20 protein-coding genes are annotated in these 17037 nt (G+C 73.6%); 12 read left to right on the top strand and 8 right to left on the bottom strand.

Features of this window, described 5'->3' with window-relative positions; all coding sequences use genetic code 11:
* Positions 1-97: 97 nt before the first annotated feature.
* Complete coding sequence (locus AC069R_RS23215) at positions 98-757, bottom strand: HAD family hydrolase (RefSeq protein ID WP_478768716.1); 660 nt, start codon at positions 755-757, stop codon at positions 98-100.
* A 44-nt stretch (positions 758-801) separates the two neighbouring features.
* On the bottom strand, positions 802-1842 hold the full coding sequence (locus AC069R_RS23210) for a PHP domain-containing protein (RefSeq protein WP_478768715.1): 1041 nt from the start codon (positions 1840-1842) through the stop codon (positions 802-804).
* An 88-nt stretch (positions 1843-1930) separates the two neighbouring features.
* Between AC069R_RS23210 and AC069R_RS23205 the strand changes: the two genes are divergently transcribed.
* The gene (locus AC069R_RS23205; RefSeq protein ID WP_478768714.1) at positions 1931-2176 is read left to right on the top strand and encodes a hypothetical protein; all 246 of its coding nucleotides are present in this window, start codon (positions 1931-1933) and stop codon (positions 2174-2176) included.
* 9 nt (positions 2177-2185) lie between these two features.
* Here AC069R_RS23205 and AC069R_RS23200 read toward each other — a convergent pair whose 3' ends face one another.
* Positions 2186-3427, bottom strand: coding sequence for a ricin-type beta-trefoil lectin domain protein (locus tag AC069R_RS23200; RefSeq protein ID WP_478768713.1), 1242 nt, complete (start codon positions 3425-3427; stop codon positions 2186-2188).
* A gap of 334 nt (positions 3428-3761) precedes the next feature.
* Here AC069R_RS23200 and AC069R_RS23195 point away from each other — a divergent pair, with 334 nt between their 5' ends.
* From AC069R_RS23195 to AC069R_RS23160, 8 genes are all read left to right on the top strand, one after another.
* Complete coding sequence (locus tag AC069R_RS23195) at positions 3762-3953, top strand: hypothetical protein (protein WP_478768712.1); 192 nt, start codon at positions 3762-3764, stop codon at positions 3951-3953.
* Complete coding sequence (locus AC069R_RS23190; protein WP_478768711.1) at positions 3950-4402, top strand: monovalent cation/H+ antiporter complex subunit F; 453 nt, start codon at positions 3950-3952, stop codon at positions 4400-4402. The genes AC069R_RS23195 and AC069R_RS23190 overlap by 4 nt, the downstream gene beginning before the upstream one ends.
* Positions 4403-4465: 63 nt before the next feature.
* The gene (locus AC069R_RS23185; RefSeq protein ID WP_478768710.1) at positions 4466-4726 is read left to right on the top strand and encodes a hydrogenase subunit MbhD domain-containing protein; all 261 of its coding nucleotides are present in this window, start codon (positions 4466-4468) and stop codon (positions 4724-4726) included.
* Complete coding sequence (locus AC069R_RS23180; protein WP_478768709.1) at positions 4723-5463, top strand: MnhB domain-containing protein; 741 nt, start codon at positions 4723-4725, stop codon at positions 5461-5463. The genes AC069R_RS23185 and AC069R_RS23180 overlap by 4 nt, the downstream gene beginning before the upstream one ends.
* 8 nt (positions 5464-5471) lie before the next feature.
* Positions 5472-5819 carry a sodium:proton antiporter gene (locus AC069R_RS23175; protein ID WP_471057814.1) on the top strand — a complete coding sequence of 116 codons (348 nt, stop codon included), beginning with the start codon at positions 5472-5474 and terminating at the stop codon, positions 5817-5819.
* Positions 5819-7588, top strand: coding sequence for a complex I subunit 5 family protein (locus AC069R_RS23170; protein WP_478768708.1), 1770 nt, complete (start codon positions 5819-5821; stop codon positions 7586-7588). Before AC069R_RS23175 ends, AC069R_RS23170 begins: the two co-directional genes overlap by 1 nt.
* Positions 7589-7758: 170 nt before the next feature.
* Complete coding sequence (locus AC069R_RS23165) at positions 7759-10044, top strand: mannosyltransferase YkcB-related protein (protein ID WP_478768707.1); 2286 nt, start codon at positions 7759-7761, stop codon at positions 10042-10044.
* Positions 10045-10086: 42 nt separating this feature from the next.
* On the top strand, positions 10087-11031 hold the full coding sequence (locus tag AC069R_RS23160; protein ID WP_478768706.1) for a ribose-phosphate diphosphokinase: 945 nt from the start codon (positions 10087-10089) through the stop codon (positions 11029-11031).
* A gap of 21 nt (positions 11032-11052) precedes the next feature.
* On the opposite strand, the gene AC069R_RS23155 is transcribed toward AC069R_RS23160, so the two are convergent.
* Both AC069R_RS23155 and AC069R_RS23150 read right to left on the bottom strand, forming a co-directional pair.
* A complete protein-coding gene (locus tag AC069R_RS23155; protein ID WP_478768705.1) occupies positions 11053-11433 on the bottom strand; it encodes an anti-sigma factor antagonist in 381 nt (126 codons plus the stop codon).
* A 126-nt stretch (positions 11434-11559) separates the two neighbouring features.
* A complete protein-coding gene (locus tag AC069R_RS23150) occupies positions 11560-12492 on the bottom strand; it encodes an NADP-dependent oxidoreductase (protein ID WP_478768762.1) in 933 nt (310 codons plus the stop codon).
* A 222-nt stretch (positions 12493-12714) separates the two neighbouring features.
* Between AC069R_RS23150 and AC069R_RS23145 the strand changes: the two genes are divergently transcribed.
* Positions 12715-13179: a pyridoxamine 5'-phosphate oxidase family protein gene (locus tag AC069R_RS23145; RefSeq protein WP_478768761.1), complete on the top strand. Its 465-nt coding sequence runs from the start codon at positions 12715-12717 to the stop codon at positions 13177-13179.
* Between the two features lie 16 nt (positions 13180-13195).
* On the opposite strand, the gene AC069R_RS23140 is transcribed toward AC069R_RS23145, so the two are convergent.
* On the bottom strand, positions 13196-13537 hold the full coding sequence (locus tag AC069R_RS23140; RefSeq protein ID WP_478768704.1) for a DUF4235 domain-containing protein: 342 nt from the start codon (positions 13535-13537) through the stop codon (positions 13196-13198).
* Positions 13538-13565: 28 nt separating this feature from the next.
* On the bottom strand, positions 13566-14582 hold the full coding sequence (locus tag AC069R_RS23135) for a glutathione S-transferase family protein (RefSeq protein WP_478768703.1): 1017 nt from the start codon (positions 14580-14582) through the stop codon (positions 13566-13568).
* Positions 14583-14717: 135 nt separating this feature from the next.
* Between AC069R_RS23135 and AC069R_RS23130 the strand changes: the two genes are divergently transcribed.
* The gene (locus tag AC069R_RS23130) at positions 14718-15773 is read left to right on the top strand and encodes a cation diffusion facilitator family transporter (RefSeq protein WP_478768702.1); all 1056 of its coding nucleotides are present in this window, start codon (positions 14718-14720) and stop codon (positions 15771-15773) included.
* Between the two features lie 79 nt (positions 15774-15852).
* Here the strand turns inward: AC069R_RS23130 and AC069R_RS23125 are convergent, their stop codons facing one another.
* Positions 15853-16302: a nitroreductase family deazaflavin-dependent oxidoreductase gene (locus AC069R_RS23125; RefSeq protein ID WP_478768701.1), complete on the bottom strand. Its 450-nt coding sequence runs from the start codon at positions 16300-16302 to the stop codon at positions 15853-15855.
* Between the two features lie 189 nt (positions 16303-16491).
* Here AC069R_RS23125 and AC069R_RS23120 point away from each other — a divergent pair, with 189 nt between their 5' ends.
* The gene (locus tag AC069R_RS23120) at positions 16492-16950 is read left to right on the top strand and encodes a nuclear transport factor 2 family protein (RefSeq protein WP_478768700.1); all 459 of its coding nucleotides are present in this window, start codon (positions 16492-16494) and stop codon (positions 16948-16950) included.
* The last annotated feature ends 87 nt before the right edge of the window (positions 16951-17037 follow it).

Here is a 17037-nt window from a genome sequence, read left to right as displayed (position 1 = left end):
GGGGACACTGTCCCGTCCGTACCCACGGCTGGTTCAACGGCCGACCGGCACCCCCTGTTCCGCCCCCCGCCCGTGACCTGCGCCACACCCGGAACGCTCAGCCCAGCGGGGTCTCGCCGAGGCGGGCGAGCAGATCGGCGGGGTCCGCGTAGACGGCCTCCGCGCCGGCCTCCGTCAGATCGGCCCGCGGGATCCCGCCGCACAGCACGCCCAGGCAGCGCACCCCGGCCTTCGCGCCGGCCCGCATGTCCCACACCGTGTCCCCGACGAACACCGCCCGTTCGGCCGGCACCCCGGCCAGCTCCAGCGCGTGCTCCACCGGCTCCGGGGCGGGCTTGCCCTCCTGCACGTCGTCGCTGCTGGCGGTGGCCTTGATCGCGTCGTCCGCGTCGATCGCCCGGCGCAGCGCGCCCAGCTCCGGACCGCTCGCGGAAGTGGCGAGGACCACCGTCCAGCCGTCCCGGTGCAGCCGTCGCAGCAGCTCACCGGCGCCCGGCAGGGCGGGGAGCCGGTCGAAGTACTGCCCGTACAGCGCCTTGTGCGCCGCGCTGAGCTGCGCGTCCTGCTCCCGGTCGCGGTCCTCGCCCAGCAGGTGCGCGATCAGGTCCGGGGAGCCGAGGCCGACGGCCCGGTGCACCGCGTGCATGGGCACGGTGTGACCGGCCTGCCGGAACGCCTCCCACCAGGTGACCACGTGCAGATGATTGGTGTCGACGAGGGTTCCGTCGACGTCGAAGACGGCGGCACGCTGCTCCATCCGGGCCTCTCTCTCGCTCGTGCGCTCCGGCTCCGGGTACCACGTCAGGCGCCCGCCACGCGCGCCGGCACCCGCCCCTCGCGGGTCCAGTCCAGCAACTCGTCCGCGGACCAGGTGGTGACCACACGCCCGGCCGGCACCCCGCACTCCTCGGCACGGGCACAGCCCAGGATCTGCCAGTCCAGCTGGCCGGGCGCGTGCGCGTCGGTGTCGATGGCGAAGAGGGTGCCCGCGGCCACGGCCCGGCGCAGCAGCCGGCGGGGCGGGTCCAGCCGTTCCGGGCGGCTGTTGATCTCCACGGCGGTGCCGGACTCGGTGCAGGCGGCGAACACCTCGTCCGCGTCGAACTGCGACTGAGGGCGGCCCCGGCCGGTGACCAGGCGCCCGGTGCAGTGCCCGAGGACGTCGGCGTGCGGATCGCGTACGGCGGCCACCATGCGGCGGGTCATGGCGCGGGCGTCCATCCGCAGCTTGGAGTGCACGGACACGACGACCAGGTCGAGCCGCTCCAGCAGCTCCGGTTCCTGGTCCAGGGAGCCGTCGTCGAGGATGTCGCACTCGATGCCGGTGAGCAGCCGGAACGGCGCCCAGCGCGCGTTCAGCTCCGCGACCGCGTCCAACTGCTCGCGCAGCCGCTCGGGGGAGAGGCCGCGGGCCACGGTCAGCCGGGGCGAATGGTCGGTGAGGACGGTCCACTCGTGGCCGAGCGCCGCCGCCGCCCGACCCATCTCCTCGATCGGGCTGCCCCCGTCGGACCAGTCCGAGTGGGTGTGGCAGTCCCCCCGCAGCAGCGCCCGGAGCGCGGCTCCGGGCCCCTCACGGGCGGAATCCTCGTGCTCCGCCTCCAGCTTGCGCAGATACCCCGGCACCTCGCCGTCCAGCGCCTCCCGCACCACCTGCGCCGTCTTCGGCCCGACCCCCTTCAGGGTCTCCAGGGTTCCGTCCGCCGCCCGTGCGGCCACCTCGCCGGGCGGGAGCGCGTCCACCGCGCGGGCGGCCGTGCGGAACGCCCGCACCCGGTAACTGGGCGCCAGCGCCCGCTCCAGCAGGAAGGCGATCCGCTCCAGGGCGGCGACGGGTTCCATACGACCAAGGCTCACACCGGCGCCGGGAACGGGCACGGGGAACCGTACGAACGACCACGTGCGGACGTTCCGTCCTAACCTGAATTGCATGACCGAACAAGCAGCGCCCCACATCTCCCAGCCGCGCATCATGGTGCTGGGGGTGTGCCCGGGGAAGCCGGGTGAGCCGCCCTTCCGGATCATGGAGATCGACGGCGAGGTGATCGGCGCGGCCCGGAACGTCACCGACGTGCTGGAGGTCGCCGCCGCCTACGGGATCACCGTCCACGACCTCGACGATCCGGACGTGGTCCGCTGGGTCGGCGGCGACAAGTACACCTGGACGCTGCACTGAGCCGACGGCTCAGCCGACCGTCCACTTCTGGTTGGCGCCGCCCGTGCAGGTCCAGATCTGCAACCGGGTCCCGTCGGCCGAGTTGTTCCCGGTGACGTCGAGGCACTTGTCGGCCTGCGGGTTGACGATGTCGTGCGCACCCGTGACGGTCCACTTCTGGTTGGCGCCGCCGGTGCAGTCCCACAGCTGGACGGTCGAGCCGTCCGCCGTGCCCTGGTCCGTCACGTCGAGGCACTTGCCGAGCGCCCGTATCGTGCCGTCCGAGCCGACCGTCCAGGACTGGGCGGCGGTGCCGTTGCAGTCGTAGAGCTGGACCGGGGTGCCGTTCGCGGAGTTCGCGCCGGCCACGTCCACGCACTTGCCGGCCAGCCCCCGGATCGGCAGCCCCGCCGCGCTGTCGCTGGTCGTGACGGAGACCGAGTCCACCACCAGCTGCGCCGGGAACTGGGTGCTGCTGTCCGGGTCGCCGGGCCAGTAGCCGCCGACCGCGAGGTTCAGGATCAGGAAGAACGGCCGGTCGTTGTAGACCCAGGTCTTGCCGTTCAGGTCGGCCGGCGTGCGCCGCTCGTAGACGGTGCCGTCCACCGACCAGGTGATCGAGTCCGGTGCCCAGTCCACGGCGAAGGTGTGGAAGCCGTCCGCGAAGGCCTGGCCGTTCGGCAGGGTGTAGGCGGCGCCGATGCCGCCCGAGCCGGAGTAGCCGGGCCCGTGGATGGTGCCGTGCACGGTGGACGGCTCAAAGCCGACGTTCTCCATCACGTCGATCTCGCCCGAGTCGGGCCAGTTCACCGGCGTGCCGAGCATCCAGAACGCGGGCCACATGCCCTGCCCCCGCGGGATCTTCATCCGCGCCTCGACATGCCCGTACCGGGCGTTGAACTTCCCGGCCGTGTTCAGCCGCGCCGAGGTGTACTGGCAACTGCCGTACCAGCACTGGTATCCGGCCGGGTTCTCCTTCTTCGCCGTGATCACCAGGTGGCCCTGGCCGTCCAGGGCCGCGTTGTTCGTGCCCGAGGTGTAGTACTCCCGCTCGTGGTTGTTGACGTTGTCGCCCGTCTCATGGGTCCACTTCGAGGAGTCGACCGGCGAGCCCGCGGGCCCGTCGAAGGTGTCCGAGAAGGTGGTCACGGCCGCGGCGGGGGCGATCCGGTCGGCGGGGTGCGCGTGCGCGGGGCCGGTGGCTGCCGCGCCGACCAGCGCGGCGGACAGGGCGGCGAACAGGCATCTGCGGAGCAGACGGGGGGAGGCCATGGCTCTCCGATCGGTGGGGGGAGGCCCCGGAAAGACCTCCGGCAGGCTTTCGGGAGCCAGTCGGAAGGCATTCGGAAGGCTTGCGGATGGAGTGCTGCCTCTTGATTTAAGGAGTGAGATAAGGGGGCGTCAAGAGGCTGGTCCGGACCTGCTGTTGAGGGGACGGCACACCCCGCCGGTTTCCGTTCACGCCTCCGGGGCACTCCGCCCGCGGACCCGCGTGCCGCCGCCCCGCCAGGGCTCCGGCGGTGCTTGGATGCACCGAGCGGCGCGGCGGACACACCGCCGCGAACCGGGAAAAAGCCGTGAACGGGACGGAACGAGGAGGCGGTGGATGCGGCGTACGACACCCCGCGCGGTCCTCCGCGCCCTCGCTGAACTCCTGCTCTGGTGGGGCGCGTTGGCCCTGCTCTGGCTGGTGCTGATCACCACCGTCGACACCCTGGAGCGGATCGTGGGGGCGAGCGTCGCCGCCGCCGGCGCGCTGCTGGCACGGGCCGGCCGGCGGGCGGTGAGCTGGCGGTGAACGGCTGGATCCTCGCGGCGACCGTCGAACTCGGCGGGGGAGGGGCGGCCGCCCTGTGGGGCGTGACCACCGGCCCGACCGCCCGCCGCGTCGTCGCCCAGAACCTCACCGCCGCCGCCCTGTGCCCGGCCCTGCTGCTGCTCGCCCAGGGGTACGGCCGGCCCGCCTACGTGGACCTCGCCCTGCTGCTTGCCCTCCTCGGCCCCGTCGGCACCCTGGTGTTCGCCCGGCTGCTGCACGAGGAACTGGAGGGGCAGCGGCCCAGCGCCTGGGGGCTCACCTACGCGGTGGCCGCCGTGGGCGCCGTGGTGGTGATCGCGGTGTGCGCGGCCACCGGACCCGGCCGGGCCATGGTGAAGCTGCTGGTGATCGGGGCGCTGCTGATCGGCGGCAACCTGATCGCCTCCCGCGCCCTGTCGGGCGCCTTCCGGGGGGTGCGGGGTGGCTGACCCGGCGCGGGACGGCGGCAGCGGGTGCGCGGCGACGCCGCTGCCGCGCACCGGAGGTGCCGTATGACCGATGCCCTGATCCTCGTGGCCCTGCTGCTCGTCGCCGCCGCCGCGACCGCCGCCGTCGCCCAGCGCGACCCCTCCCGGCAGGCGCTGGTGCTGTCCGTGCTCGGGGTGCTCCTCGCCGTGCTGTTCACCGTGCTCCAGGCGCCCGACGTCGGCCTGTCCCAGCTCGCCGTCGGGGCCGCCCTCACCCCGCTGCTGATCATGCTGTCGGTGCGCAAGATCCGGCGCCGCGGCCGGGACCGGGACGGCGCGCGGTGACCCGCCGGCTGCGGCTGTGGCTGCTGGCCGCGGGCGGCGCGGGCCTCGCCGCCCTGCTGACCGCCGCCTGCCTGGACCTGCCCGGATTCGGCGGCCGCTCGCACCCCTACGGCACCCGCGCCGTGCGCGCCTCCCTCGCCCGGCACACCGCCAACACCATCGCCTCCGTCAACTTCGACCAGCGCGCCTACGACACCCTCGGCGAGATGAGCATCCTGTTCGCCGCCGTCCTCGGCTGCGTGGTGCTGCTGCGCCAGGCCCGCGACGAACACCGCGAGCGGCCCGAGCCGGCCGAAGTCGCCCTGCCGGTACGGCGCTACGCCCTCCTCGTCGTCCCCGTCGCCCTGGTCTGCGGCCTGTACGTCATCGCCCACGGCCAGCTCAGCCCCGGCGGCGGCTTCCAGGGCGGCGTGGTCGCCGCGACCGCCCTGCACCTGCTGTACCTGGGCGCCGACTACCGCGCGCTCGAACGCGTCCGCCCGCTCGGCGTCTTCGAGGCCACCGACGCCCTGTCCGTCTGCGCCTACCTGGTGCTGGGCCTCGCCGGGGTGCTGGCCGGGACCGCGTTCCTCGCCAACACGCTGCTGCCGTACGGCACGTTCAACACGCTGTCCTCCGGCGGCAGCGTCCCGCTGCTGAACGCGGCCGTCGGCATGGAGGTGGCGAGCGCGGTCGTCGTCCTGCTCGCCAACTTCCTCGACCAGGCCGTCGAGATCGAGGAGGAGAACGCGGGATGAGCGCCCTCATGCAGGTCCTGCCGTACCTGGTCGCCGCCTACGTCTTCCTGACGGGCTGCTACGGCCTCGCCACCAGCCGCAATCTGATCCACGCCGTCGGCTGCCTCTCGGTGTGCCAGGTGTCCACCTACATCCTGCTGCTGGCCGTCGGCTACCGGTCCGGCGGCACCGCACCCGTCTTCTCGGACATCAAGCCCGGCTCCCGGCCGCTGGTCGACCCGGTGGTGCAGGCCCTCACCCTCACCGACATCGTGGTCGGCGCCACCGTCACCGCGCTGCTGCTCGCCCTGGTGCTCCAGATCGTCAAACGGCACGGCACCCTCGACCCCGACGAACTGCGGGAGCTGCGCGGCTGATGCACCACCTGCTCCCGCTCCTCGTCGCGGTGCCGCTGCTCGGGGCCGCCCTGCTGGCCGCCGCCGGGCGCCGGCTGCCGCGCCCCGCCGCCGAGCTGACCGGCCTGGCCGCCTGCGCCGCGACGGCCGCGCTCGCCCTCGTCCTGCTGCTGGACTCCTCGCCCCCGATGGTCGAATGGGTCGGCGGCTGGCTGCCCGTCGGCGGGGAGAGCGCCGGCATCGAGGTGATCGGGGACGGCCCCTCGCTCGGCATGGCGTTGCTCGTCTCGCTGCTCACCCTCGCCGCGCTCGCCTACTCCTGGCGCTACTTCGACGAGCCGCCGCGCGGCCACGCCGGCTCGTTCCCCGCGCTGATGCTGGTCTTCCAGGGCGCCATGTGCGGCTTCGCCCTCGCCGGCGACCTGTTCAACGCCTTCGTGTTCTTCGAGCTGATGAGCGTGGTGGCGTACGCGCTGACCGGCTTCCGCATCGACGAGGCCAAGGCCGTACAGGGCGCGCTGACCTTCGGCGTCGTCAACTCGCTCGGCGCGTACGCCATGCTGACCGGCATCGGCCTGCTGTACGCCAGGACCGGCGAGCTGTCGATGGCGAAGATCGGCCGGGGCCTGGAGAGCACCGGCGGGCACGGCGGCCCCGACGCGCTGGTCCTCGCCGCGTTCGTGCTGGTGCTGACCGGGCTGCTGGTGAAGGCGGCCACCGTACCCTTCCACTTCTGGCTCCCCGACGCCCACGCGGTCGCGCCCACCCCGGTGTGCATGCTGCTGTCCGGCGTGATGGTCGAACTCGGCGTGTACGGCGTCTGGCGGGTCTACGGCACCGTCTTCGCCGGCCCCGGCGGCATCCCGGCCGCCGACCTGACCCGCGCCCTGGTCACCCTCGGCGTGCTGACGGCCGTGACCGGCGCCGTCATGTGCTGGTACCAGCGGCACATCAAACGGCTGCTCGCCTTCTCCACGATCGCGCACACCGGCCTGTTCCTGGTGGCCGTCGGCGTCCTCACCCCCGAGGGCGACGACGGCGCCGCGCTGTACATCCTCGGGCACGCCGGGGCGAAGGCCGCCCTGTTCGCCTGCGCGGGCGCGCTGCTCGACCGGTTCGGCAGCGTGGACGAGCACGAGCTGCACGGCCGGGCGCGTGAACTGCGGGCGACCGGCATCCTGTTCGCCCTCGGCGGGCTCGCTCTCGCGGGGCTGCCGCCCTTCGGCACCGGGCTCGGCAAGGCGGTCAGCGAGGAGGCGGTCGGCGGGCCGCTGACGGTGGTGTACGTGCTCGTGTCCGCGGTCACGGCGGGCGCGGTGCTGCGGGTCGCCGCGCGGGTGTTCCTCGGCCTGGGACCGCCGCCCGAGGACACCGACGCGTACGAGACCAGCGGCTCGGCGGAGGAGCCCGAGTCGTCCGGGCTGCTCGGCCGGATCCCCGACACGATGACGACGGTCTCGGCCGTGCTCCTCGCGGCGGCGCTCGCCGTGGGCACCGTCCCCGGCTTCGGCGACCTCGTGGCCCGCTCGGTCAACGAGGCGGGCTCGGGCGGCGCCCACGCCTCGGCCGCCTGGACCCCGCACGGCGTGCTGCTCGGCCTGGTCTCCGCCGCCCTCGCCGTGGCCCTCGCCACCGCCGCCGTCACCCGCGGGCACCGCCCGGCCGCCCCCGCGTGGGTGATCCCCCTGCGACGCCTCCAGTCCGGGCACGTCGGCGACTACGTCGCCTGGCTGCTGCTGGGCACGACCCTGCTGGCGGCGCTGGCCCTGCCGGGGGTCCTCGGCGGCTGACGGGCGGTCGGCGGGCGACGGGCGGTCGGCGGGCGCGGGTAATGACTCCGCTTTACCGGAGCAAATTCCGTATCGTGCGATCAAAGAATTGCTCTGTTCGCGATGAGAGTTTCCTTGAAGAGGGCCCGGCACGGCGTGCCGGGCCCGCGGCATGACCAAAAATTCCGGGCATGGCAACGAACGTTCTCGACACGGCCGCCGTCACCGGCGCCGGCCGCCGCGCACCATGGAAAACCCCGGTGGGCGAGCCCCCGTACGCCCGTCCGGCCCTGCTGGTCCTCACCGTGCTCGCCGCCGTGCTCTATTCCTGGGGCATCACGCACAGCCAGTACCACACCTTCTACGCCGACGCGGCCCGCAGCATGACCGGCAGCTGGAAGGCGTTCTTCTACGGCTCTTTCGACCCCGCGAATTCCATCACGCTCGACAAAGCACCGGGATTCCTGTGGCCGCAGGCCCTGTCCGCGCGCCTCCTCGGCTTCCACCCCTGGACCCTGACGCTGCCCCAGGTCCTGGAGGGCGTGGCGAGCCTGCTGGTGCTGTACCGCCTGGTGCACCGCTGGGCCGGGACGCACGCGGCGCTCCTCGCCGCCGCCGCGTTCCTGGTGACCCCGGTCGCCGTCGGCCTGTTCCGCACCTCGGTGGAGGACCCGGCGTTCACCCTGTGCCTGCTGCTGGCCGCCGAGGCCACCCAGCGTGCCGCGCGCGCGGGCCGGCTTTGCCCGCTGCTGCTGGCCGGGTTCTGGGTGGGCGCCGCCTTCCAGGCCAAGATGCTGGAAGCCTGGGCCGTGCTGCCCGCCCTCGCCCTGGTGTACCTGGTCTCCGCCCCGCTCGCGCTGCGCCGCAGGATCGCCCACCTCGGCCTGGCCGCCCTGGTGACGACCGCCGTCTCGGCCTCCTGGATGCTCGCGGTGACCCTCGTACCGGCCAAGGACCGCCCGTACGTCGACGGCACCACCAACAACTCCGCGTTCAGCATGGTCGTCGGCTACAACTTCCTGAACCGCTTCGGCTCGCTCGGCATCAGCGCGGCCTCCACCGGGAGCGTGAGCGCGACGCAGGGCGGCGGCCACCGGGGCGCCGGGGTGCGGGGCGCGGCCGGGCCGGGGGCGGTACGCGGCACGGCGGACACGCACGGGACGTCCGGGTCGCAGGGCGCGGAGGCGCGGGGGTCGTCCGGGCGGCAGGGCGCAAAGGCGCGAGGGTCGTTCGACCGGCCGGGGGCGCCGGGGGCGTCCGGTCGGCGGGGCGCGGGGGCCGGCGCCGGTGCCTCTTCCCTGGCCACGGCGGGCGGCTTCGGCGGCGGGGAGAACGGGTGGGCGAAGATGTTCGGGACCACCCTCGCCGCCCAGACCGGCTGGTTCTACCCGTTCGCCGCCCTGGCCGTCGCCTGCGGTCTGCTCTGGCGGCGGGGGCGGCCGCGCACCGACACCTCGCGCGCCGGGTTCCTGCTGTGGGGCACCTGGCTCGCCACGTACTTCCTGGTGTTCAGCGCCGGCAGCGTCGGCCCGCACACCTACTACATGGGCGTGATCGCGGTGCCGCTCGCCGCGCTCACCGGCGCCGGGACGGTGCTGCTGTGGCGCGCCCACCGCTCCGGGGGCCCGCGCGCCTGGGCCCTGCCGGGCGCGGTGGCGGCGACCACGGTGTGGAGCGCGTGCCTCGCCGACCGGTTCGCCGCTTCCTTCCTGCCGTGGCTGGCGCCCGCCGTCGGCGCGCTCGGCCTCACCGCCGTCGTCCTGCTGGCCCTCACCCGGCCCGAACGGCCGCGCGGCACAGGCCGGTTGGCGCTCGCCGCCCTCGCCGCCTCCCTGGCGGCCGTGCTGCTCGCGCCGAGCGCGTGGGCGGTGCAGGTCTTCAACCCGGCGTACGGCACCTCGGGCATGGGCTCGGTGGGCCCGACCACCCCCAACCGCGAGCGGAGCAAGGGCAGTTCGGGGCCGGGGGCCGCCGGTGCGCCCGCCGCCGGCCGTACGAGCGCCGCCTCCGCCTTCGCCGCGCGGGCCGGCATCGCCTCCGACGGCACCCTCGCCCCCGACGAGCGCCGCCTCCTCGCCTACACCCGCGCCCACCAGGGCGGCGCCCGCTACGTGTTCGCCACCACCAGCTGGAACGCGGCGTCCCCCTACATCCTGGCCGCCGGCGCCGACGTCCTGCCGCTCGGCGGGTTCAGCGGCAAGGTGCCCTTCCCGACCCGCGGCGACTTCCAGCGGCTGGTGGCCACCGGGCAGGTGCGGTACGTGCTCGCGGGCGGCCCCGCCGGTCTCGGCCCCCTCGCGGCCGGTACCGGGAACACCGCCGCCGGGCCGACCACGGCGACCCAGATCACCGACTGGGTGACGGCCACCTGCGCCAAGGTCCCGGCCTCGGCCTACGGCGGCACGGACACCCCCGCCGCGTCCGGGGCGCCCGGACGGACCGCCCGGACGCTCTACCGCTGCGGAACGGGCCAGTAGCATGAGCGCGGCAGCCCGGAATGATCACGCGAGGAGCAGACCGTGCGCGACATCGCCGTCTTCAGCGGCAGTGCCCATCCCGAACTGGCCGAAGAGGTCTGCGCGCATCTCGGGGTGCCGCTGAGCCCGACCCGGATCAGCAGGTTCGCCAACGACTGCCTGGAGGTGCAGCTCCAGGCCAACTGCCGGGAACGGGACGTCTTCCTGATCCAGCCGCTGGTCAAACCGGTGCAGGAACACCTGGTGGAGCTGCTGCTGATGTGCGACGCGGCGCGGGGCGCCTCCGCCTCCCGGATCACCGTCGTCATGCCGCACTATTCCTACGCGCGCTCCGACAAGAAGGACGCGCCCCGCATCTCCATCGGCGGCCGGCTCGTGGCCGACCTGATGGTGGCCGCGGGCGCGAGCCGGGTGCTCGCCATGACCCTGCACTCCCCGCAGGTGCACGGCTTCTTCTCGGTGCCGGTGGACCATCTGCACGCGCTGCGCGAACTGGCCGCGCACTTCGGGCAGTACGACCTGTCGCGCACCACGGTGGTCTCCCCGGACCTCGGCAACGCCAAGGAGGCCGCCGCCTTCGCCCGCCGCATCGGCGCGCAGGTGGCGGCCGGCGCCAAGCAGCGCTACGCGGACGACCGGGTGACCATCAGCTCCGTCATCGGCGAGATCGCCGGGCGGGACGTCATCGTGCTGGACGACGAGATCGCCAAGGGCAGCACCGTGCTCGAACTCCTCGACCGACTGCGCGAGTTGGGGCCCCGCTCGATCCGGGTGGCGTGCACGCACGGGCTGTTCGCGGCCGGTGCGCTCAGGCGGATCGGCGAGCAGCCGGACGTGCTGGAGATCGTCTGCACCAACACCGTGCCGATCCCCGCCGACGAGCAGACCGGCAAACTGCGCGTCCTGTCCATCGCCCCGGCCCTCGCCGAGGCGATGCGGCGCATCCATGACGGGGAGTCCGTCAGCGCCCTGTTCGGGGAGACCTGAGCCGCTCCCGGAAACCTCTCGTCACCGCGAACCGGACGCCGCCCCGGCCGCCGCCAGGGCCGCGTCCGCCGTGGCGTGCGGCGGCAGCAGCCGGGACAGACCCGTCACCCGCAGCACGCGCAGGACCAGCGGGTGGGTGCACACCAGGTGCACCTGCCCGCCGTGCCCGAGGGCGCGGGCCCGCGCCCGGTAGAGCAGGCGCAGCCCCGAGCAGTCGAAGAACTCCACCGGCCGCAGATCGAGCACGATCCGGGCGCCGGGCCGGCCGGTCACCCGGTCCAGGAGCGGGCGGATCTCAGCCGCCGCGACGAGGTCGATCTCGCCCCGGAACTCCAGGACGGTATGCGCCCGGTATGTGTACACGCGCAGATGCCGGGTGAGGGACACGGGTTCCCGTCGCACCTCGGCACCACCTCCCACCCGCGCCCGGACGTCGGATCTCCGACCGTCAAGTTACCCACGATGGAAGGAATTTGAGCATGTTCGATTGACATATGTCTTCGGATTTGGCGCGTGTCCGCGGGCCGTTCAGTCGGCCAGCAGCACCAGCTTCCCCGTGGTGTGCCCGGTCTCCCCCTGTTCGTGCGCCTTCGCGGCATCGGCCAGCGGGTACGTCCCGGCGATCGTCGCCCTGAGCTTCCCCGACTCCACCAGTTCCGCGACCGACCGCATTCCGGCCCGGTCGGCGTCCACCAGCATCCGTACCGCCCGTACGCCGAGCCGCTCGGCCTCGTCGTACAGTTCGCGGGAGCCCACCGGCAGGATCGACACCAGGATGCCGCCGGGCCGCAGCACCCGCAGGGAGCGCAGGGCCGTCTCGCCACCGACGGTGTCCAGGACGACATCCACGTCCCGGATCGTCCGGGCGACATCGGTGGAGCGGTAGTCGACCGGCTCGTCCACCCCGGTCTCGCGCAGGAAGCCGTGCTTGGCCGCGCTCGCCGTGCCGAGCACGTACGCGCCGTGCGCCTTGGCGATCTGCACGGCCACATGGCCGACCCCGCCCGCCGCCGCATGGATCAGCACCCGCTGCCCCTGCCGTACGCCGGCCCGCTCGGTCAGCGCCTGCCAGGCGGTCAGCGACACCAGCGGCAGCGCGCCCGCCTGGGTGTGGTCGACCGAGGCGGGCTTGTGCCACAGGGCGCGGGCGGGGGCGATCACGTACTCGGCGTGCGAGCCGTGCCCGAAGGGGTAGGGCAGCATGCCGAACACCTCGTCGCCGGGCCGGAACTCGGCCACGCCGACCCCGGTTCCGGCGACCTCCCCGGAGACGTCCCAGCCGAGCACGAACGGGGGCTCGCCGAGGAACCCGCCGGTGGCCCGGTGCTTCCAGTCGGTGGGGTTCACACCGGCGGCCCGCACCCGGACCAGCACCTCGTTCGGCCGCGGCTCGGGCCGCTCCAGCCGTACTTCCCGCAGCACCTCGGGACCGCCGAGGACGTCCTGGCCGATGGCTCGCATGGTGGTCACCTGCCCATGATCTCCCAGCCGACCCCGCCGCGCCCGGTGGCGGACGGCGCCCTGCCCGCCGACGGGTACGACACCGGATACAACTGCCTGGGGCGGGCCGCGTCCGGGCGCCGTCCCAAGACGCGCCGCCGAACCTCGTACGCGTGCCCGGTCCCGGCCGCCACACTGGAGCGCATCCGCGTCCCGGAGCGCACGCACAGGAGGCCGAACACGATGACCCCGCCGCCCGCCCGCACCGCCGAGCAGCGCAAGAAGGACACTCTGCACCGGCTGGACCACGACGAGGACGCCTGGGTGGCCACGGCCGGGCCCGACGGCGGTGCCCCCTACCTGGTGCCGCTGTCGTTCGTCTGGGACGGCGCCCTGCTGCTGCTCGCCACCCCGGCCGACAGCCCCACCGGCCGCAACCTGGTCGACAGCGGCCGGGTCCGGCTCGGCATCGGATCGACCCGTGACGTCGTCCTCGTGGACGGCAGTGTGCAGGCGGTGACGCCGGAGGAGCTGCCGGAGGAGGACGCCGAGGTCTTCGCCGGCAAGACCGGCTTCGACCCCCGGCGGCTCGCCGCCCGCTGTCTGTACTTCCGGGTCGTCCCCGAGCGGATCCAGGCGTGGCGCGAGGCGAACGAACTGCCCGGCCGGGACCTGATGCGCGACGGGCGCTGGCTGCTACCGGACTGAGGCCGGGCGGCCGTCCTCAGCGCCGGCCGCGCTTGCCGCCCTTCGCCGCCTTGTCTTCCTTGTCGTCCTTGTCCTCGGCCACCGGCCACACCCCCGTGGAGTGCGCGATGGCCTTGGCACCGGTCCGGTCCACGGCACTGCGCACCACCGCGAAGATCGCGCCCTGGATGGCGGCGGCCAGCAGGATGTCGCGCAGCCGGCGGTCCTCGTCCAGGGCGGTGGGCGCGTCGTCCTCGTGCCGTATCGCCTTCCACGCCTGCTTGAACGCGAGGCTGGCGACCGCGCCGCTCGCCCAGCTGAGCACGAAACCGATCGGCTGGTAGACGAAGGGGAGCTTGTTCTTCTTCGACTTGGACATGGATGACACCTTCCTCGTCAGGGCGTTCTCATACCGGGCGGCCCGCGGGCGCCACCTCTTCGCCCGGCGGCACCGGGCCCGGCGGTGTGCCGTCGCCGAACGGGCGGCCGCCCAGGTCCTCGCGGTGGTGCGGACTCAGCCAGGACGCGAGATCCGGGCCGAGCGGCACGATGCCGGTCGGGTTGATCCCGGTGTGCACCTGGTAGTAGTGCCGCTTGATGTGGTCGAAGTCGACCGTGTCCCCGAATCCCGGCGTCTGGAACAGGTCACGGGCGTACGCCCACAGCACCGGGTCCTCCGCCAGCTTCCAGCGGTTGCACTTGAAGTGGCCGTGGTAGACCGGGTCGAACCGGACCAGCGTGGTGAACAGCCGGATGTCCGCTTCCGTGAGGGTGTCGCCGACCAGATACCGCTGCCCGGCCAGCCGTTGGGCGATCGTTTCCAGCCGCCGGAAGACGCCCGCGCACGCCTCCTCGTACTCCTTCTGGTGGGTGGCGAACCCGGCCCGGTACACGCCGTTGTTGACGTCCTCGTACACCTCGGCCATCACCGTGTCGATCTCGTCCCGCCGGGCCGCCGGATACAGGTCGGGGGCGCCCTCGCGGTGCAGGTCCGTCCACTCGGTGGCGAGGTCCAGGGTGAGCTGCTGGTAGTCGTTGGTGACCAGCTTCCCGCTCGCCACCTCCACCACCGCGGGCACGCTCACCCCGCCCGGATAGCCGGTCTCCCGGCGGTCGTACGCCTCGGCGAGGTAGCGGATGCCGAGCACCGGGTCCCGGCCGTCCGGATCCAGGGTGAACCGCCAGCTGCGGTCGTCCTGGATCGGGTCGGCGACCGCCATCGACAGCGCCTTCTCCAGCCCCAGCAGCCGGCGGGAGATCACCGCTCGGCTCGCCCAGGGACACGCGCGCGACACCACCAGCCGGTAGCGCCCGGCCGCCACCGGCCAGCCGTCCCGCCCGTCCGCCGTGATCCGGTCCCGGAAATGGCTGCGCGACCGGCTGAACCTCCGGTGACCGTAGGCGCGGTTGCCGTCACCGCCCATGACTCCTCCTCGCCGCCGGGGCCCGGACGCTCGCCGCCGCGCCCCGGAGCACCGACTTCTCCGTCGCAGCACCGACTTCCCCGTTTCCGGGCGCCCGCACGGTGTGATTCCCCCTCCTCCGGGCAGTCGGCCTCCGTGAGCGGAACAACACCGAAGCGACAGGAGCACCAGGCCGCCCCGGCGGGCACCGCCCCCGCCGACGGGCCCACCGAACGCCGTCTCAAGGCCCGCGCCCGGCGTACGCGGGCCACCGACCGCCGTACCCGCGTCACCGTCCTCGTCGCCCTCGGCGCCAATCTGCTGATCGCCGCCGCCAAGGCCGCCGGCGGTGCCCTCTCGGGCTCGCCCGCGCTGCTGTCGGAGGCCGCGCACTCGGTCGCCGACGCCTTCAACGAGGTGTTCCTGCTGGCCGCCCTGCGCCGCAGCCGCCGCCCCGCCGACGCGCGGCACCCCTTCGGGTACGGCAAGGAACGCTTCTTCTGGTCCCTGCTCGCCGCCGTCGGGATCTTCGTGATGGGCGGCTGCTTCTCCTTCTTCCAGGGCATCGAGGCGCTGCGCCAGGGCACGCAGGAGACGACCCGCGGCTATGTGGCGGGCCTGATCGTGCTGGGTGTGGCGCTGCTCGCCGAGGGCGGCTCGCTGCTGCGCGCCCTGCACCAGGTGCGCCGCCGGGGCGGCCGGGCGGCGCTGCGCGACCCGGCGCTGCGCACGGTGGTCGCCGAGGACGGCACGGCGGTGCTCGGCGTGCTGCTGGCGATCGCCGGGATGGCCCTGCACCTGGTCACCGGGCAGGTCGCCTGGGAGGCGTCCGCCTCGCTCGCCATCGGCGTGCTGCTGGTCTACGTCGCCTACCGGCTGGGCCGTGAGGCCCGCGACCAGCTCATCGGGCAGTCCGCCGACCCGGAGCTGAGCGGCCGTATCCGCGCGCTGCTGCGGGCGCAGCCGGAGATCGACAGCGTGGAGGCGCTGTTCACCATGAAACTGGGTCTCGACTCCACCTTGGTGGCCGCCCGGATCGACCTCGCGCCGGGACTGGACAGCGAACGCGTCGAGGAGGTCGCCGACCGCATCAAGCGCTCGCTGGCCGCGACGTTCCCGGCCGCCGACCAGATCTTCCTCGACGTCACCGACCGCCCGGACGGCGAGGCACGACAGAGCCCCGCCGCGACGGGGGAACGCGGCGGGGCCTGACGGCACGACTGCCCGCCCTGAAGCCGGTTCACACCTGCCGGGCGAGGAATTCTCCGGCAGGCGCGGGCGCCCGGACCGGTCAGCTGCCCTCGGCCGGCTCCAGCACGAACACCGGGATCTCCCGGTCGGTCTTGCGCTGGTACTCCGCGTACGGCGGGAACGCGGCGACCGCCCGCTCCCACCACTCGGCCTTCTCGGCGCCGGTGACCTCACGCGCCCGCATGTCCTGCTTGACCGGCCCGTCCTGCAGCTCGACGTGCGGATCGGCCTTGATGTTGAAGTACCACACCGGATGCTTCGGCGCGCCGCCCTGCGAGGCGACCACCGCGTACCTGCCGTCGTGCGCCACCCGCATCAGCGGCGTCTTGCGGATCTTCCCGCTTTTCGCGCCGCGGGTCGTCAGGATGATGACCGGCAGCCCCGTGTCGAGCAGGGTGTTGCCTTTGGTCCCACCGGAACTCTCGTACAGCTCCACCTGATCGCGCACCCACTGCTCCGGGCTCGGCTCGTACTCACCCTCGAGAGGCATGGATCCGTCCCCTTCGTCGTTCCCGCGCATGCGCGCGCCGGTTCTCCCACCGGCGGCCGCATGCCTCATCCGTACGGTGCTTCCCCGCACCGCAGCGATCATTACCCCCGAGGTCATCGCGTCACCCCCACCGCTCTTGGCACAGTGGTCGCCGTCCGATACCGGCACCGACCCCAGGGAGCGCCCGCCATGACGTACGACCCCGCCGCCGCCACCCGCGCCACGGTCCGCGAACTGCTCGCCAGGATCGGCGCGGGCGACCCGGAGCGGATCGCCGAGCTGTACGCCGAGGACTGCGACTGGCGGCTGGACTGGCCCGAGGAGGAACACGGCCGCCCGCAGACCCCGTGGATCCGGCACCGCGCCACCCGCGCCGACGCCGCCGACCACTTCCGGGAGCTGGCCGCCCACCACGTCCCGGAGAAGGCGGACACCGCCGTCGAGCACGTCCTGGCCGACGGCGAGGACGCGGTCGTCCTCGGCGTCATACGGCAGACGGCCGCACCGACCGGCCGCTCCTACACCGCCCGGTTCGCCCTGCACCTCACCGTCCGCGACGGCCTCGTCGTACGCCACCACGTGTACGAGGACAGCCTCGCCGTGGCCCGCGCCTTCGCCCCGCACGAGGGGGACGCCGGGACTCGCTGAGCGGCGGTTGCGCCGTCTGGCCGGAAACGGACCCTCGCACCTCCCGATCCGGACGGATCGGGAGGATCCTTGAAGTGGCCGAACTTG

The sequence above is a fragment of the Streptomyces sp. NPDC043952 genome, assembly GCF_056435325.1.
The sequence above is the reverse complement of the archived record's forward strand: the minus strand, read 5'-3'. Positions and strand labels throughout refer to the sequence as shown.

Coding starts and splice junctions, on each gene's coding strand:
- AC069R_RS23215 (WP_478768716.1), bottom strand. CDS start 757: ATGGAGCAGCGTGCCGCCGTCTTCGACGTCGACGGAACCCTCGTCGAC.
- AC069R_RS23210 (WP_478768715.1), bottom strand. CDS start 1,842: ATGGAACCCGTCGCCGCCCTGGAGCGGATCGCCTTCCTGCTGGAGCGG.
- AC069R_RS23205 (WP_478768714.1), top strand. CDS start 1,931: ATGACCGAACAAGCAGCGCCCCACATCTCCCAGCCGCGCATCATGGTG.
- AC069R_RS23200 (WP_478768713.1), bottom strand. CDS start 3,427: ATGGCCTCCCCCCGTCTGCTCCGCAGATGCCTGTTCGCCGCCCTGTCC.
- AC069R_RS23195 (WP_478768712.1), top strand. CDS start 3,762: ATGCGGCGTACGACACCCCGCGCGGTCCTCCGCGCCCTCGCTGAACTC.
- AC069R_RS23185 (WP_478768710.1), top strand. CDS start 4,466: ATGACCGATGCCCTGATCCTCGTGGCCCTGCTGCTCGTCGCCGCCGCC.
- AC069R_RS23175 (WP_471057814.1), top strand. CDS start 5,472: ATGCAGGTCCTGCCGTACCTGGTCGCCGCCTACGTCTTCCTGACGGGC.
- AC069R_RS23170 (WP_478768708.1), top strand. CDS start 5,819: ATGCACCACCTGCTCCCGCTCCTCGTCGCGGTGCCGCTGCTCGGGGCC.
- AC069R_RS23165 (WP_478768707.1), top strand. CDS start 7,759: ATGGCAACGAACGTTCTCGACACGGCCGCCGTCACCGGCGCCGGCCGC.
- AC069R_RS23150 (WP_478768762.1), bottom strand. CDS start 12,492: ATGCGAGCCATCGGCCAGGACGTCCTCGGCGGTCCCGAGGTGCTGCGG.
- AC069R_RS23145 (WP_478768761.1), top strand. CDS start 12,715: ATGACCCCGCCGCCCGCCCGCACCGCCGAGCAGCGCAAGAAGGACACT.
- AC069R_RS23140 (WP_478768704.1), bottom strand. CDS start 13,537: ATGTCCAAGTCGAAGAAGAACAAGCTCCCCTTCGTCTACCAGCCGATC.
- AC069R_RS23135 (WP_478768703.1), bottom strand. CDS start 14,582: ATGGGCGGTGACGGCAACCGCGCCTACGGTCACCGGAGGTTCAGCCGG.
- AC069R_RS23125 (WP_478768701.1), bottom strand. CDS start 16,302: ATGCCTCTCGAGGGTGAGTACGAGCCGAGCCCGGAGCAGTGGGTGCGC.
- AC069R_RS23120 (WP_478768700.1), top strand. CDS start 16,492: ATGACGTACGACCCCGCCGCCGCCACCCGCGCCACGGTCCGCGAACTG.